Source organism: Bacillus vallismortis (genome assembly GCF_040784915.1).
Classification (GTDB): Bacteria; Bacillota; Bacilli; order Bacillales; family Bacillaceae; genus Bacillus; species Bacillus subtilis_G.
In genome coordinates, this window is sequence record NZ_CP160797.1 from 3,423,715 (window position 1) to 3,437,846 (window position 14,132).

General features: G+C 45.2%; 16 protein-coding genes. 5 read left to right on the top strand and 11 right to left on the bottom strand.

Annotation, left to right across the window (positions count from 1 at the left end; all coding sequences use genetic code 11):
- Nucleotides 1-23: 23 nt before the first annotated feature.
- The 5 genes from ABZM97_RS17155 to sigO form a co-directional block, all read right to left on the bottom strand.
- The gene (locus ABZM97_RS17155; RefSeq protein WP_202328046.1) at nt 24-902 is read right to left on the bottom strand and encodes an SMP-30/gluconolactonase/LRE family protein; all 879 of its coding nucleotides are present in this window, start codon (nt 900-902) and stop codon (nt 24-26) included.
- A gap of 68 nt (nt 903-970) precedes the next feature.
- Complete coding sequence (locus tag ABZM97_RS17160) at nt 971-2,713, bottom strand: HAMP domain-containing sensor histidine kinase (protein WP_202328045.1); 1,743 nt, start codon at nt 2,711-2,713, stop codon at nt 971-973.
- A complete protein-coding gene (gene yvrH / locus ABZM97_RS17165; RefSeq protein ID WP_087991174.1) occupies nt 2,710-3,423 on the bottom strand; it encodes a two-component system response regulator YvrH in 714 nt (237 codons plus the stop codon). The genes ABZM97_RS17160 and yvrH overlap by 4 nt, the downstream gene beginning before the upstream one ends.
- A gap of 154 nt (nt 3,424-3,577) precedes the next feature.
- Nucleotides 3,578-3,814 carry a sigma-O factor regulator RsoA gene (gene rsoA / locus ABZM97_RS17170; protein WP_087991115.1) on the bottom strand — a complete coding sequence of 79 codons (237 nt, stop codon included), beginning with the start codon at nt 3,812-3,814 and terminating at the stop codon, nt 3,578-3,580.
- Nucleotides 3,811-4,347, bottom strand: a complete 537-nt coding sequence (gene sigO, locus ABZM97_RS17175) for an RNA polymerase sigma factor SigO (protein WP_202328044.1) — start codon at nt 4,345-4,347, stop codon at nt 3,811-3,813. Before sigO ends, rsoA begins: the two co-directional genes overlap by 4 nt.
- Nucleotides 4,348-4,550: 203 nt before the next feature.
- Here sigO and ABZM97_RS17180 point away from each other — a divergent pair, with 203 nt between their 5' ends.
- From ABZM97_RS17180 to ABZM97_RS17190, 3 genes are all read left to right on the top strand, one after another.
- Entirely contained in the window at nt 4,551-4,706 is a 156-nt protein-coding gene (locus ABZM97_RS17180) for a YvrJ family protein (RefSeq protein WP_003221632.1), read from the top strand.
- A gap of 118 nt (nt 4,707-4,824) precedes the next feature.
- Nucleotides 4,825-5,982 (top strand): oxalate decarboxylase, encoded by a 1,158-nt coding sequence (gene oxdC, locus ABZM97_RS17185; protein WP_087991116.1) that lies wholly within the window; start codon nt 4,825-4,827, stop codon nt 5,980-5,982.
- A gap of 60 nt (nt 5,983-6,042) precedes the next feature.
- The gene (locus tag ABZM97_RS17190; RefSeq protein WP_087991117.1) at nt 6,043-6,453 is read left to right on the top strand and encodes a regulatory YrvL family protein; all 411 of its coding nucleotides are present in this window, start codon (nt 6,043-6,045) and stop codon (nt 6,451-6,453) included.
- Between the two features lie 34 nt (nt 6,454-6,487).
- Here the strand turns inward: ABZM97_RS17190 and ABZM97_RS17195 are convergent, their stop codons facing one another.
- The 6 genes from ABZM97_RS17195 to ABZM97_RS17220 form a co-directional block, all read right to left on the bottom strand.
- Nucleotides 6,488-7,717: an ABC transporter permease gene (locus tag ABZM97_RS17195; RefSeq protein WP_367387009.1), complete on the bottom strand. Its 1,230-nt coding sequence runs from the start codon at nt 7,715-7,717 to the stop codon at nt 6,488-6,490.
- Nucleotides 7,710-8,399, bottom strand: a complete 690-nt coding sequence (locus ABZM97_RS17200) for an ABC transporter ATP-binding protein (protein WP_087991119.1) — start codon at nt 8,397-8,399, stop codon at nt 7,710-7,712. The genes ABZM97_RS17195 and ABZM97_RS17200 overlap by 8 nt, the downstream gene beginning before the upstream one ends.
- On the bottom strand, nt 8,383-9,576 hold the full coding sequence (locus tag ABZM97_RS17205) for an efflux RND transporter periplasmic adaptor subunit (protein ID WP_087991120.1): 1,194 nt from the start codon (nt 9,574-9,576) through the stop codon (nt 8,383-8,385). Before ABZM97_RS17205 ends, ABZM97_RS17200 begins: the two co-directional genes overlap by 17 nt.
- A 171-nt stretch (nt 9,577-9,747) precedes the next feature.
- A complete protein-coding gene (locus ABZM97_RS17210) occupies nt 9,748-10,557 on the bottom strand; it encodes an ABC transporter ATP-binding protein (RefSeq protein WP_367387010.1) in 810 nt (269 codons plus the stop codon).
- Between the two features lie 15 nt (nt 10,558-10,572).
- Nucleotides 10,573-11,583: an iron ABC transporter permease gene (locus ABZM97_RS17215; RefSeq protein WP_087991121.1), complete on the bottom strand. Its 1,011-nt coding sequence runs from the start codon at nt 11,581-11,583 to the stop codon at nt 10,573-10,575.
- Nucleotides 11,583-12,629 carry an iron ABC transporter permease gene (locus ABZM97_RS17220; RefSeq protein ID WP_087991122.1) on the bottom strand — a complete coding sequence of 349 codons (1,047 nt, stop codon included), beginning with the start codon at nt 12,627-12,629 and terminating at the stop codon, nt 11,583-11,585. Before ABZM97_RS17220 ends, ABZM97_RS17215 begins: the two co-directional genes overlap by 1 nt.
- A gap of 204 nt (nt 12,630-12,833) precedes the next feature.
- Here ABZM97_RS17220 and ABZM97_RS17225 point away from each other — a divergent pair, with 204 nt between their 5' ends.
- Both ABZM97_RS17225 and ABZM97_RS17230 read left to right on the top strand, forming a co-directional pair.
- Nucleotides 12,834-13,781 (top strand): iron-hydroxamate ABC transporter substrate-binding protein, encoded by a 948-nt coding sequence (locus ABZM97_RS17225; protein ID WP_202328041.1) that lies wholly within the window; start codon nt 12,834-12,836, stop codon nt 13,779-13,781.
- A 55-nt stretch (nt 13,782-13,836) separates the two neighbouring features.
- Nucleotides 13,837-14,106 (top strand): hypothetical protein, encoded by a 270-nt coding sequence (locus ABZM97_RS17230; protein WP_176365275.1) that lies wholly within the window; start codon nt 13,837-13,839, stop codon nt 14,104-14,106.
- Nucleotides 14,107-14,132 lie beyond the last annotated feature (26 nt).

Here is a 14,132-nt window from a genome sequence, read left to right on the forward strand (position 1 = left end):
ATCCATGTTTCGGATGCGTTTTTTTATACGTCTCCAGCGAATGGAACGGACTGGTATCCGCCTGTTTCCAGTTTTGCTGAAAACAGTCCTCCCGCGTGAGGCTGCTCGTATCTTTCTGTTTCTGTCATTTGTTCCGTTGCCGTTGTGATGTAAAGGGTTTTTAAGTCTCTGCCGCCGAACGCGCAGCACGTGACATATTTAGCCGGAACGGTGATTGAACCGATTTCTTTCTTCTGAAACGGGTCAATGTGAACAACGCGGCTGCCGCCAAACAGCGCCACCCACAGCATGCCGTTTTGGTCGATTGTCATGCCGTCCGGCAATCCTTCTGATTGATCAAAACGATAGACAGGTTCTGGATTCGAGACATTTCCGCTTTCAGGATCAAACCTGTAGCGAACAATTTCCTGAGTCGGCGTGTCGATGTAATACATTAAATTCCGCTCGCGGTCCCAATCCAAACCGTTCGAGGTGGAGACTTGATCTTTGATTTTGACGAGACTGCCGTCTTGATCCAAACGGTATAGCGAGGCCCGTTTTTGTTCGCCTTCCATGCTCGTCGTCCCCGCCCAAAGCCTTCCGCACGGATCACATTTCGCGTCATTAAAACGCAGGCTCTCATCCATATCGTTCGGCTGTTTGATCTTTTCCAAGCTGTCATCCTGAAGATGATACAGGTAAAATCCATCTTTCATCGTCATCATCAGTTCATCCTTGGAATATTTCGCAAGCGCCGTCACAAAGGACTTGAATTTGATCGACCGGTTGATTTTTTCTTCAGAGTCGAAGATGTGGAGCTCGCTCCCTAAGATATCAACCCAATATAAACGGCCGTTTTCTTCATCCCATAGCGGGCCTTCACCAATGACTGCCCGAGTGTCCGCTTCCAATACTGCATCCATGTGTTACACCTCTTTAGCTTAAGACTATATATTGTTATTCCCGTCAAAGAGGCGGCCAAACCACATGTTTATTGCTTTTTAAAAAGGATGGTAATGACCGTTCCAATGTTCATTCTGCTGTTCACGTGAATCGTCCCGTGATGCAGATGGACAAGCTCCTTGGCAATGGCGAGTCCGAGGCCCGTTCCGGCAGATGAATCTTTTGTGTTCGTCCCTCTGTAGTAACGGTTAAACAAATGGGTGATCGTTTCTTCATCCATTCCCTTCCCGTTGTCCTTAACCTTCAACGAAATATGATTTTTAGTTCGTTCCAGAATGACCTGAATCTCTGTTCCTTTGTCGTTGTGTTTCACCGCATTTCCAAGGAGGTTTTCTAATATACGCCTGAACCACCCTTCATCAAGCGCAAATTCAATATGCTCTTCTTTAGATACAAAGGAGATATCATACCCTTCAGAAAACGGATTTTTCTTAAAATCCTCAATAACGTTTTTAAAAAACGGGATCAGGCTTGTCAGATTTCTCTCAATTGGAAGGGCATCATTTTTCAGCCGATACGTTAAATTTAAGTCTTCAATCAGCTTGGACATGTATTCAGATTTTTCCCTGACAACCTGCCCCATTTCTTTCACTTCCTCCGGCGACCAATCATACTGCTTAGACTCAAGCATCATGCTGTAGCCGTAAATGCTGCTGAGCGGTGTTTTTAAATCGTGCGACAAACCGGCAATCCATTCTTCCCTTGTCGCCTGGATTTTTTCTCTATTTCTCTTATCCCGTCTCAGCGTTTCAGTCAGCTGATCCATGGATTCAAAAATCTCACCGAAGAAGCGATACGGCTGTTTGATTTTCCCCTTTTTGTTTTTGCTGACAGGAAGGCCGCTCCGGTTTTTCGGTTCCTCGAGCTTCCCTTTTGATAGGTTGACCAGCCATTTAATCGTGTGAAAAATCGGCAGCCCGAATCGGAACATATACCAAACTGTCATCCAAATGATATACAGGAACAGAACACCCATGATCAGAAACATCGCCTTTAGAACAACCTTCAGAAATGATTTGTTAAACTCCTGATCGGTGACGTAGACAGGGTTCGGCACCGTAGCGACCATCCATCTGTCTTGATCAAGGATCTTAACGGAAATTTCCCGCTTATAGTTCCAAGGTTTGGAGCTGTATTTGAGCAGCTCCAGCTGGTTCATCGTTTTTCTTTCACTTTTTGTGCTGTTGACGCTGTCAAGGATGTTTCCATTGCTGTCTAATAGGTAAATGGAGCCTTTTTCCTTTTTAATATAGTCGATGGTACTCGGCTTATAATGTGCTGGAACGTCTATTTTTTGTTCACGTTTTCCAATGGAAGCCAGCAGCTGTTCGCTCTTTAATTTCCAGCCTGATAACAAAAGGTATGACTTGTCTTCAATATTGATGGCCCAATAATTCACCTTATACTGATTAAGCTTTTTGGTTTTATAAATAGATAGAAGCTCTTTTTTGGTATGGGTGTTTGGCACGTCTTTAGGCACACTGTAGGAATAAGCGGTTTTCCCTTTGGAATCAATGATTTGCATCCATCCGTCCTGTTTATCGACAGATTTCTTCAGAAAATTATCCACTTCCCATGCCCCGTCTTCGTTTACATCGAGATATGCCTCAAGTGTGTCGGTCGTTGCCTTCGTCAGCCCTGAATTGGATTCCGCATCGCTAAAGCGCGAATCTAAATAGAAAAACGATGCAACCAGCATAACCGTGAGCAGCAGGATCACAATCAGCATCTGCCCGAAAAAATGAAACAAAAATTTCCATCTCAACCTCATGACCGCTTGCCTTCAGGATTCGGGATAAAACGGTATCCTAGACCGCGAACCGTTACAATATACTCCGGATTGCTCGGATCGCGCTCAATTTTTTCCCTGAGCTTGCGAATATGAACCATGACGGTATTGTTGTCGCCATAGGAAGGATAGCCCCACACTTTTTCATAAATTTGATCCTTGGAAAGCACCACATTAGGGTGTTCACAAAAATACTGCAAAAGCTGCAAAAGCTGGGCTGAACAAGCGACGGCACTCCCGCCTACAATCAGCTCGGCATTTTGCGGAGAAAATGTAAAATAATCATATGTATAGGTTTGATTTGAACTTGTTTCTTTCGACTGATATGTGCGCTTGAGGTGGGCTCTGATTCGCGCCGCTAATTCCAGCGGATTAAATGGTTTTGTGATATAGTCATCAGCCCCAACCGCAAAGCCCGACAATTTGTCCGCGTCGGATGATCTTGCCGTCAGGAAAAAAATCGGAGCCTCTGAATACTCTCTGATCAGCGTGCAGGCTTCAAAACCGGACATCCCGCCCATCATGACATCCAGCACGATCAAATCTACCTTATTGGCCTTCACAACCGGAATCGCTGCTTCTGCGCTTGCCGCATCCAGTAAATTTCGATAACCTTCTTTTTCGAGAACGCGTTTGATCATATCCACAATCGCTTTCTCATCGTCTACGATTAAAATTGACGCATTTTCCACTTCTATGTTCCTTTCTGTCACTGTTTTTTCCATCTTATCATTATATCGATTATTTTTGGTGCATTTTTGAATAGGAGTCGTCTTCCCCTGACAGGACAAATAAAAAACGGGAACGTGGCAGTTCCCGTTTCTCGTATTTTCAGATGATAAATGGTTATGAGTTCTCGTCTACCATATACAAAATAAACTCCCAAAACCCCGGAACATCCTGGCACAAAAGCATATCAGCCTTTTCAAACATTTTGATCTTCAGCTCTTGCTCTAAATCTTCTCTTTCTTGAAAGGACGTATTGCTGAGTTTTTTTCTGATCATCGGTGAAAAGCATTCAATCAGATGTTCAATGTCAAATTTATCGTCTTTTTGGTTCTTTTGTTCAAACTCGCCGTTCACAGCTTACTTTCCCCCTTTTTTTGAGCCGCTAGCTGTTTTCTGATATTCTCAAGCCCTTTTTTATGAATGTTGGAGATGTTTTGCCGTGACTCCCCTAATGAATCGGCAATCTCTTGCATCGTGGCACCGTGAAGATAGACTTTCGTCAGCACGCTTTTTTGTTTGTCAGTCAGCTTCTGGATCGCTTGGTAGAGCTGATAATCATGAACATGCTGGCTCAAGTCATCCTGCATATCTAAAAATGCTTCAAACGCATCGCTTCCTGTTTCGGAAGGAAGCCGATCTCCCGTTTCCGGATGATCGACCGTCAGCGGATACCGTTTTTGGTTTTTGCGAACCCGCTTATCAAAATCAATAGAAAAGATGCGAATCATTGAATTCATATACTTGACGATGCGGATTTCCTTATAAAATTGTTTAAATTGCTCGTCCAATGATTTTGCATCTTTTTCGTTCGGGCTTTCCATTACGTTTTTGAACAAACGGTAATGCTGAGGATTGCTCAAAAAATGCTTCACGATGGGATGCTTCATTATCTCCTTACATTTTGATCGCAAAAGACCTTGATAGTCCATCAAACCGCCTCCCTACTAAATTAAATGAAGGAAAACAAAAAAAAGTAAACTACTACTTTCTGACTAGCGCTTGTCTTAAATACGCCAGCCGCGAGTTTACATTTTCTTGGATTTCCTTCACTTACATACATGACTTCAAAAAAAGAAGGGAGGTGTTTTCCATGGATCAGGTTTTTATAGAGGAAGTCGTAAAACAGATCGGCAATCTGGGATTCCCTGCACTGATTGCAATGTATCTGCTGACCCGATTTGAGAAAAAGTTTGATCAGCTTATCGAACTGATGACAGAACTAAAAGATCAGAAAGCAAAAAATTAATTTTCAATCGAAGTTGACTTTTCACTGGTTTTTTTCACTTAACAAGACAGAAGGGAAAACGAAAGGCCTTTCACCTTCTCTTTCTGCTATCGCATTTAAATTAAGGGAGGAACATTTCATGAAAAAACAAAACGACATTCCGCAGCCAATCAGAGGAGACAAAGGAGCAACAGTAAAAATCCCGCGCAATATTGAAAGAGACCGCCAAAATCCTGATATGCTCGTTCCGCCGGAGACTGATCATGGTACCGTAAGCAATATGAAGTTTTCGTTCTCTGATACTCACAACCGATTAGAAAAAGGCGGATATGCCCGTGAAGTCACCGTACGTGAGCTGCCGATTTCAGAAAACCTCGCATCTGTCAATATGCGGCTGAAACCTGGCGCCATTCGCGAGCTGCATTGGCATAAGGAAGCAGAATGGGCTTATATGATTTACGGACGTGCAAGAGTCACGATTGTGGATGAGCAAGGGCGCAGCTTTATTGATGATATAGGCGAAGGAGATCTTTGGTACTTCCCGTCAGGCCTGCCGCACTCTATTCAAGCGCTGGATGAAGGAGCTGAGTTCCTGCTCGTGTTTGACGATGGATCATTCTCTGAAAACAGCACGTTCCAGCTGACAGATTGGCTTGCCCATACACCTATGGAAGTCATTGCTGCGAACTTTGGCGTAACAAAAGAAGATATTGCCAATTTGCCAGGCGAAGAGAAATATATATTTGAAGAGCCTGTCCCAGGAAATTTGAAAGATGACATTGTAGAAGGGCCGAACGGTGAAGCGCCTTATCCGTTTACCCATCGTCTTCTTGAGCAAGAGCCAATTGAATCAGAGGGAGGAAAAGTATACATTGCAGATTCAACAAACTTCAAAGTGTCTAAAACGATCGCATCCGCTCTCGTAACAGTGGAACCCGGCGCCATGAGAGAGCTGCACTGGCATCCGAATACGCACGAATGGCAATACTACATCTCCGGCCAAGCAAGAATGACCGTTTTTGCATCTGACGGCCATGCGAGAACGTTCGACTACCAAGCCGGTGATGTTGGATATGTTCCGTTTGCAATGGGGCATTACGTTGAAAACACTGGAGATGAACCGCTAGTCTTTTTAGAGATCTTCAAAGACGACCATTATGCCGATATATCTTTAAACCAATGGCTTGCCATGCTTCCTGAGACACTTGTTCAACAGCATCTTGAATTAGGCAAAGACTTTACCGATATCCTTTCAAAAGAAAAACATCCGGTTGTGAAAAAGAAATGCAGTAAATAAAAAACTGCCGGCCTGCAGAGAGCGCTCGTTCTCTGCAGGCCTTTATAAGGAGATGAACCAGTGAAACATCAAATGTCTTCAAATCGATTATTGCGGCTCTCTATAAAATACTTTTTGGCCGCGGCGGCAGTGGTGTTGACCTATTTTGCCGTCATCTATATATTGTTTTCCATAGCAGGAACGAGCTACCGCTCAGCGGCTCACGTCCTGCTTTTTGCCCTGTTATTTCTTGTCCTCGGCCTATTCTTAGAACCATTTGAACGCCTGATGATACATAGCTTTACATTTTTCAAGACAGACAAACACTTATTCATTCTTCTAGCCGGCATCGTACAGCTGCTGTTTTTGTGGATGACTGCTCATACGACAGACGAAATGATCAGCGACATCTGGCTGTCCACCACAGAAGAAATGATTGTCGCAGCCGTTTTTCTGATTTTAGACAAATGCAATTCGGCCCTTCCCACCTAAAAAAAAGAACGCATTCCAAATGGATGCGTTCTTTTTATTCATAGCGCAGCGCGTCTACAGGCTGAAGCTTAGATGCCTTGATGGAAGGAAGCAAGCCGAAGATAATGCCGACTGCCATTGAAAAGATGAGTGCCCCGACAACAGCCGGAACGGAGACGATAAAAGGCATTGGAAAAACGACCGTCAGCAGCTTAGCGATGCCGAAGCCCGCCAGCACACCAAGTATGCCGCCAATGCTTGTCAGCACGACCGCCTCAGTTAAAAATTGAAATAAAATCACAAGCCGCTTAGCACCGAGCGCTTTCTTAATCCCGATTTCCCTCGTGCGCTCCGTGACGGAAACGAGCATGATGTTCATGACGCCGATACCGCCGACCAAAAGTGAAATACTGGCGATTCCGCCAAGCAGCAATGCAAATGACTGATTAAAGGACTCCACTTCCTGCGCGATCTCCTGAAGATCCATCACACTATACTCTGCTTTTTCCAACTCAGCATCTGACAGTCCTTGGTTTAAAAGATCAGCAGCCATTACGCCGGCTTCTTGGATATGCTCAGAAGAATCAGCCTGCACAGCAATCTGTGTCGGCGCGTCAAATCCTTCAATGAGCGGCCACACTTTTTTCGGAATGTACAAAACCGGGTTCGCATAGTCGCCTTCAAACATGCTTTCCTGCTGTTTTTTTTCTGTGAAAACACCGGCGACCTTAAACGGCACACCATTCATCTCAATGCTTTTATGCAGAGCGTCTCCGTCTGGAAACAGTTCATCTCTGGCAGCTTCATTGATCATCGCCACTTGGTGTGTGCTGTTCAATTCGTTTTCCGCCAGCTTTCTCCCTTCGGTTATACGGATTGGGAACATATCAAAGTAGTCACCGTCAACTCCGTATACCTGAGGGTACGAAACGTTTGTCAAATGAAAGACGCTCGCGCCTTCAGACAAGTAATATAAGGATAATCCTTTGACCATAGGATCAGATTTAATCGCCTTTACTGTTTCGTCAGCTACAGGCGGTGCAGTCGTATACGAAACCTGATAGCCGCCGCCCTCCTCTTCTCCGCCCGACGGCTGGTAGACAACATTGATCGCGTTATTTCCCATGCCGATCATGCTTTGCTTTAATTGTTCGCTTTGCCCCTTCAGCATCGATACAATCGCGATAATTGCCGCTATGCCGATAATGACACCGAGCATTGTCAGAATGGATCTAAGTTTATGAGAGAAAATCGATTGAAAGGAGATTCGAATATGTTCAAGCATGGCTGATATCCCCTCTCTCATCTAATACCAATTCTCCATCTCTGATAAAAACGGTTCTGTCAGCTTTTTTTGCAACGTCCGGGTCATGGGTAATCATAATAATGGTCTTGCCTTCTTGATGCAATTCAGAAAACAGCGACAAAATTTGTTCGCTTGATTTGGTATCAAGCGCCCCGGTCGGTTCATCAGCTAAAATAAACCTCGGCTGATTGACTAGGGCTCTCGCTATCGCCACCCGCTGCTTTTGCCCGCCGGACAGCTTCGGAGGCTTGTAGGAGACCCTGTTTTTCAGCCCGACCTTTTCCAGCGCTTCATAGGCTCTCTGCCTTCTCTCTTTTTTCTTCACTTTATTGTAGATCATCGGCAGCTCGACATTTTGCAGTGCGGTGAGACGCGGCAGCAAATGAAAGGTTTGAAACACAAACCCGATTGACTCGTTGCGGATTTCGGCTAAGGCACCGTCTTTCCCTTTCAATATATCTATCTGATCAAGCGTATAGGTTCCGGAGGTTGGCCTATCCAAACAGCCGATGATATTCATTAGCGTTGACTTTCCAGAACCGGAAGGCCCCATAATAGCTAGAAACTCACCAGCTTGGACCGTCAGATTAATATGTTTTAAGATCGGAACTTCTTCTTTTCCCAGCTTGTACGATTTCGAAATATTATTCAATGTCAGCATTGACTGTAACCTGCTTTCCTTCCTTGACCGCGGGATCAGGATAGATCACATAATCTTCCGGCGTCAAGCCGCTCTTAATTTCCACCATGTCATTTTCATCAGTCTCTCCGATTTCAACAGGCTGCTTGACCGCTTTCTGCTTCTCATCCGCTTTCCACACGTACGGTTCTCCGTCATCCTGAATGACCATGTCGGAAGGCAGCTTAATCGTGTCCGCGTCAGCCTCATCACTCATCACTTCGATGTTGACATGATAGCCGACTTCGAGACCTTTATGGCTGTCTAATAAAACGGTGAAAGGATAGTTAGAGGATTGAGGGTTCATTTCTTCTTCAGCAAAACTTTCTGATTCCTCACCCTCGCCTGTTCCCGCTGGAAGCTTGCCGATCGAAGTGACCTTTCCTTTCCACTCGCCTTCACCGCCTGTTTTCAGCGTGACTCTGACTTTGCTGCCTTTTTTGATTGTGTCCATTAACAGCTCGTTGATTTGGCTTTTGACTAGGTATTTGCCCGTCGAAACAATCTGGATATACGGTCCTGCTGCCTGGTCGCCCGTTGCTCCGGCGGCGATATCCTGATTGACGCTTTGAACGATCCCGTCATGCTTGCTTGTTATGACATTGGAACCTTTGTTTTTCGTCAGGGCAGCCAGCTCTTTTTGATGCTGCTTCAGCTCAAGCTGGCTTGTTTTCAAATCGAAATTGGCCTGATCAAGCTCATCTTGAAGCTGTGATTTCTCTTCTTTTCCAGCCGTTTTCAGCTGTTTTTCCGTTTCCGTTATTGATTTTTGCAAGCGGCTGATTTGCAGGTTTGTCATTTCGATTTGCAAATTGGCTTGTTCAACTTCGTCAGAATGATCCTCGCCCTCATACTCAAAAAGCTTATCGCCCTTTTTGACCTGATCGCCTTCTTTGACGTATGTTTTTTTAATGCTGCCTTTTTCAGAATCGATATATACTTTCTGCTGCTTCTCAGGTTCAACCTTTCCAGAAAACGTTTGGCCTGATTCTGACTCTCCTCCCATGTATACCGCTACCGATTCTGCATAGGGCTCCGACGATACGGCAACTTGGTTGATGTGGGTAAAAAAGTAAACACCGCCGGCGCCGATCCCAGCTAATACAAGCACACCGGCACATATCGCACCGCCAATAAGCCATTTTTTCTTCTTGGACACACCGATCTCCTCTTTCTGTAAACTATGTAATATTTTCGAAACATTATAACCAATATTATCTATTAATTCAAAAAGACTTGCAATCTTTTTATTGAAATGAAGGAATCAAATAGAAAAATTGTATTTTCACGGCTGAAAATAAAAAATCCCGGCTCTGAACCGGGATTTTTCTTACACAGAAATAAGCGCTTTTTCATTTTTAATCAGGTCATAGGTCAAGCATACAGGTTTATTTGTACGGGGATCGGTCACGATTTCGGCATCAATCTGAAATACCTGCTTCAAAATGTCCGGTGTCATGACCTCCAGTGCGCCGCCCTCCTTGATAACCGTGCCGTTTTTGAGCGCGATCATATAATGAGAAAAACGGGCCGCGTGGTTCAGATCATGAATGACCATTAAAATCGTCCGCCCCTGTTCTTTGTTGAGCCTGTCAAGCAGCTGCAGAATTTCAAGCTGGTGTGCGAGATCAAGGTACGTTGTAGGTTCATCCAGCAGCAGCAGTTCCGTCCCTTGCGCAAGCGCCATGGCTATCCACACGCGCTGACGCTGTCCGCCTGACATTGCCTCAATCGGCCGTTCAGCGTATTCAACCATGCCTGTTTCTTCAAGCGCCCATTTGATAATCCGGCGATCTTCATCATGTAATCGGCCGAATCCTGATTGATGCGGAAACCTGCCGTACGACACCAATTCATACACCGTTAAACCGCTTGGCGCTTCAGGTGTCTGCGGCAGAATCGCCATATCTTTCGCAATGTCTTTTGTAGACATTTTATGAATGGCTTTGCCGTTTAAATAGACGGCACCTTTATGTGAACGCATAATTCTGGACATTGTTTTTAATATTGTTGATTTCCCGCAGCCATTCGGGCCAATTAAGGTGGTGATTTTCCCTTTAGGAATCGAGATATTTAAATCTTCTACAATCACCGTGTCACCATAACCGATTCCAAGCTGTTCCGTTGATAATGAATTCATATTCGGCCCCCTCCTCTAATTCGCTTTCATCAATAAATAAATAAAGTAAGGCGCGCCTAGCACGGAAATGACAAGTCCGACCGGAATTTCCGAAGGTGCCAATACATTTCTCGCCAGCGTATCAGCGAGCAAAAACAGAAATGCGCCGATGAAGGCGGAGACCGGTATCAGCGTCTGGTGACGCGGACCGGTAAGCCTTCTTGCCACGTGGGGCGCAATCAATCCGAGAAACGCGATGCCCCCTGCAGCTGCCACGCATGAAGCGGCAAGAGTGACCGCCGCCAGAAGGAGAATCCGTCTTTCCCTTTCAACAGCAGTGCCCAGCCCCGTCGCTAATTGGTCTCCGAGCTGCAAAATGTTCAAATAACGTGCCTTATATAAAGTAAACGGAAGCAAGATCACAATCCAAGGAAGGATCGCCCAAATCATATTCCAGTTCGCCCCCCATATCGAGCCGGATATCCAAACCGCGGCCTGCATAAAATCATGAGGGTCCATCTTGAGCTGAAAAATCAGCAACAGAGCGTTAAAACCAGCATTCACGCCAATACCTACTAAAATCAGCCGAATCGGTGTCACGCCTTTTTTCCAAGCCAGAAGATAAATGAGAAGCGCGGCGAGAAATGCGCCAGCCAAAGCACTGAACGGCAGCATAAATGTTCCGAAAAAGCTGAGATCTGAAGCTGACCCTTGAAAAAAGTATATAAAAAGCACAACAGCAAGCGAGCCGCCGGCGTTAATTCCAAGAATGCCGGGCTCAGCCAGATCATTTTGAGAAACGCTTTGCAAAATGGCGCCGGCAACAGCGATTCCTGCCCCAACGAGCAAAGAAAGGATGATCCGGGGCAGCCTGAACTCAAATAAGACAAGTTCATCACGCGCCGTTCCTTGACCGAAAAAGACTTGAAGCGTTTTAAGCGGTGCAATTTTGATGACGCCCAAATTTAAACTGATAAAAAAGACCAGCACGATGAGCAGAAAGGTCACAACCATCACAGCGAGCGGTTTTTTCGTTTTTGTTTTCATTACAGCCCTCTCCTTTCCCGACGTGCCAAATAAAAGAAAAAGGGAACACCGATAAGAGAGGTCAGCGCGCCGACAGGCGTTTCAAAGGGCGCGTTGACGAGTCTTGCCGCAATGTCAGCAAAAACTAGCAAAACGGCGCCAAGCACCGCCGAGCAAGGAATAATCCACCGATAATCCACACCCACCAAAAACCGGGTAATATGCGGAATGATCAGCCCGATAAATGCGATGGTGCCGGCAATGGAAACCGCAGCTCCCGTCAAAATCACAACGACAAGCATGCCAACCAGTTTCACCGCTGATGTATATTGTCCAAGCCCTTTCGCCAGCTCGTCTCCGAGACTTAACACTGTCACAGACCGGGCGATGATAAACGCAAGCGTTAAACCGACCGCCCCTGCGAGAAGCAAGAGATGAACACCTGACCATTTCACACCCGCTACCCCGCCTGCATACCAAAAACTGATATCCTGAGCGACATCAAAGCGGATTGCAACGGCGGTTGAAATGCCTGTAAAGAAATAAGAAACTGCTGATCCAGCCAGAGCAAACTTTACTGGCGTAAGTCCGCCCCTTGAAAACATGCCAATCCCCATTACTGTTGATGCCCCCAGCCCCGCTCCTGCAAAGGACCATAGCACAAGCCCCATCGTCGAAAGCCCGGGGAAAAAGGCAAATGCAATTGAAATGGCAAACGCAGAGCCTGATGTAACTCCCATAATCGAAGGCTCTGCCAAAGGGTTTCTCGTCATCCCCTGCATGATCGCTCCCGACACTGCTAACAAGGCACCGACAAGCGCGGCGGCAGCCGTTCTCGGCAGTCGAAGATCGTGTATGATTTGGTGGGACGTCTCTGTCGGCTGAAAATGAAAGATGGCGTCCCACACCGTGCGCAAATGAATATCCGCAGCACCGAGAGATATGGATAAAAGCGCGCCAAGGCATAGTAAACACATCCCTGCAATAAGGACAATGACCGCGCCAAATGACCTTGACGTCCATTGGTTTTCTTCTGATATCGTCTGTATATTTTTACTTTGACTCAACAGCCGTACTTCCTTTCCCATAATGATAATGATTATCAATTACTGATCAAGTATATCATTTTTTTCCGCTGTTGTAATAGAGCGTTTTGAACAAAAATGAGCATATAATTGCAAAATTACCGTGTAAACTGGCTCTTGCGATGGTATAATCACATTGATAATGATTCTCTTTATCACCCATTTTTCGGAAAGAAGGTATGAGATATGACCCTTATATATAAGAAACTCGGAGCCGCGTTTTTTGCCGTGTTATTGATTGCAGCATTGGCAGCCTGCGGGAATAACACAGAAAGCAAAGGCTCTTCCTCTGATTCCAAAGACGAAGAAACCGTTACATACAAGGCTGAAAACGGAAATGTGAAAATCCCTAAGCATCCTAAACGGGTGGTTGTCATGGCTGACGGCTACTACGGCTACTTCAAAACACTCGGCATCAACGTCGTCGGTGCGCCTGAGAATGTATTTAAAAACCCTTATTACAAAGGAAAAACCGACGGCGTTACAAGCATCGGAGACGGTACTTCCGTTGAAAAAGTCATTGATTTGAATCCTGACTTGATTATCGTCTGGACAACGCAAGGCGCTGATATTAAAAAGCTTCAAAAAATCGCGCCGACTGTCGCGGTAACATACGATAAGCTTGACAATATCGAGCAGCTGAAAGAATTCGCAAAAATGACAGGAACTGAAGATAAAGCAGAAAAATGGCTGACTGAGTGGGATAAAAAAGTTGCGGCGGCTAAAACAAAAATCAAAAAAGCTGTGGGTGACAAAACAGTCTCCATTATGCAAACGAATGGAAAAGACATCTACGTATTCGGTAAAGATTTCGGAAGAGGCGGAAGCATCATTTACAAAGATCTTGGCTTGCAGGCTACAAAGCTGACAAAGGAAAAAGCCATTGATCAGGGTCCCGGATATACAAGTATTTCATTAGAGAAGCTCCCTGACTTCGCGGGAGATTATATTTTCGCGGGTCCATGGCAAGCAGGCGGCGACGATGGCGGCGTATTTGACAGCTCCATTTGGAAGAACCTAGACGCCGTTAAACACGACCGTGTCTACAAGATTGACCCTATTGGCTTCTATTTCTCTGATCCGATTTCATTAGAAGGCCAGCTGAAGTTTATTACGGAAAGCTTAACAAAATAAACAAAAGAGCCGCCTGCCCGCGGCTCTTTTGCACATCTATAAGGAGCGGCTCATTTTGAACCACATCGGATATTTTCTTGCGCAATTCATATTTAGCTGCATCATCATCGCGATCAGTTTTTTTAACGGGCTCTATATCGGAAAACCTTTTTCTAGTGTGCTTCTTGTATTTATCTTAGTGCTCGTTCTGTTTGGTTTGCTGGAAAGGCTGAAAAAACGCTTTTTGCATATTCGATTATCCGTGAAGGTTTTTCTTTCTATTTCTGCTTTCCTTTCAGCTGTTTTAACGATCGGATTGCTAACACGGCAAATTGTGATTTTATAAAAAAGACACCTGATGGAAACTAATCA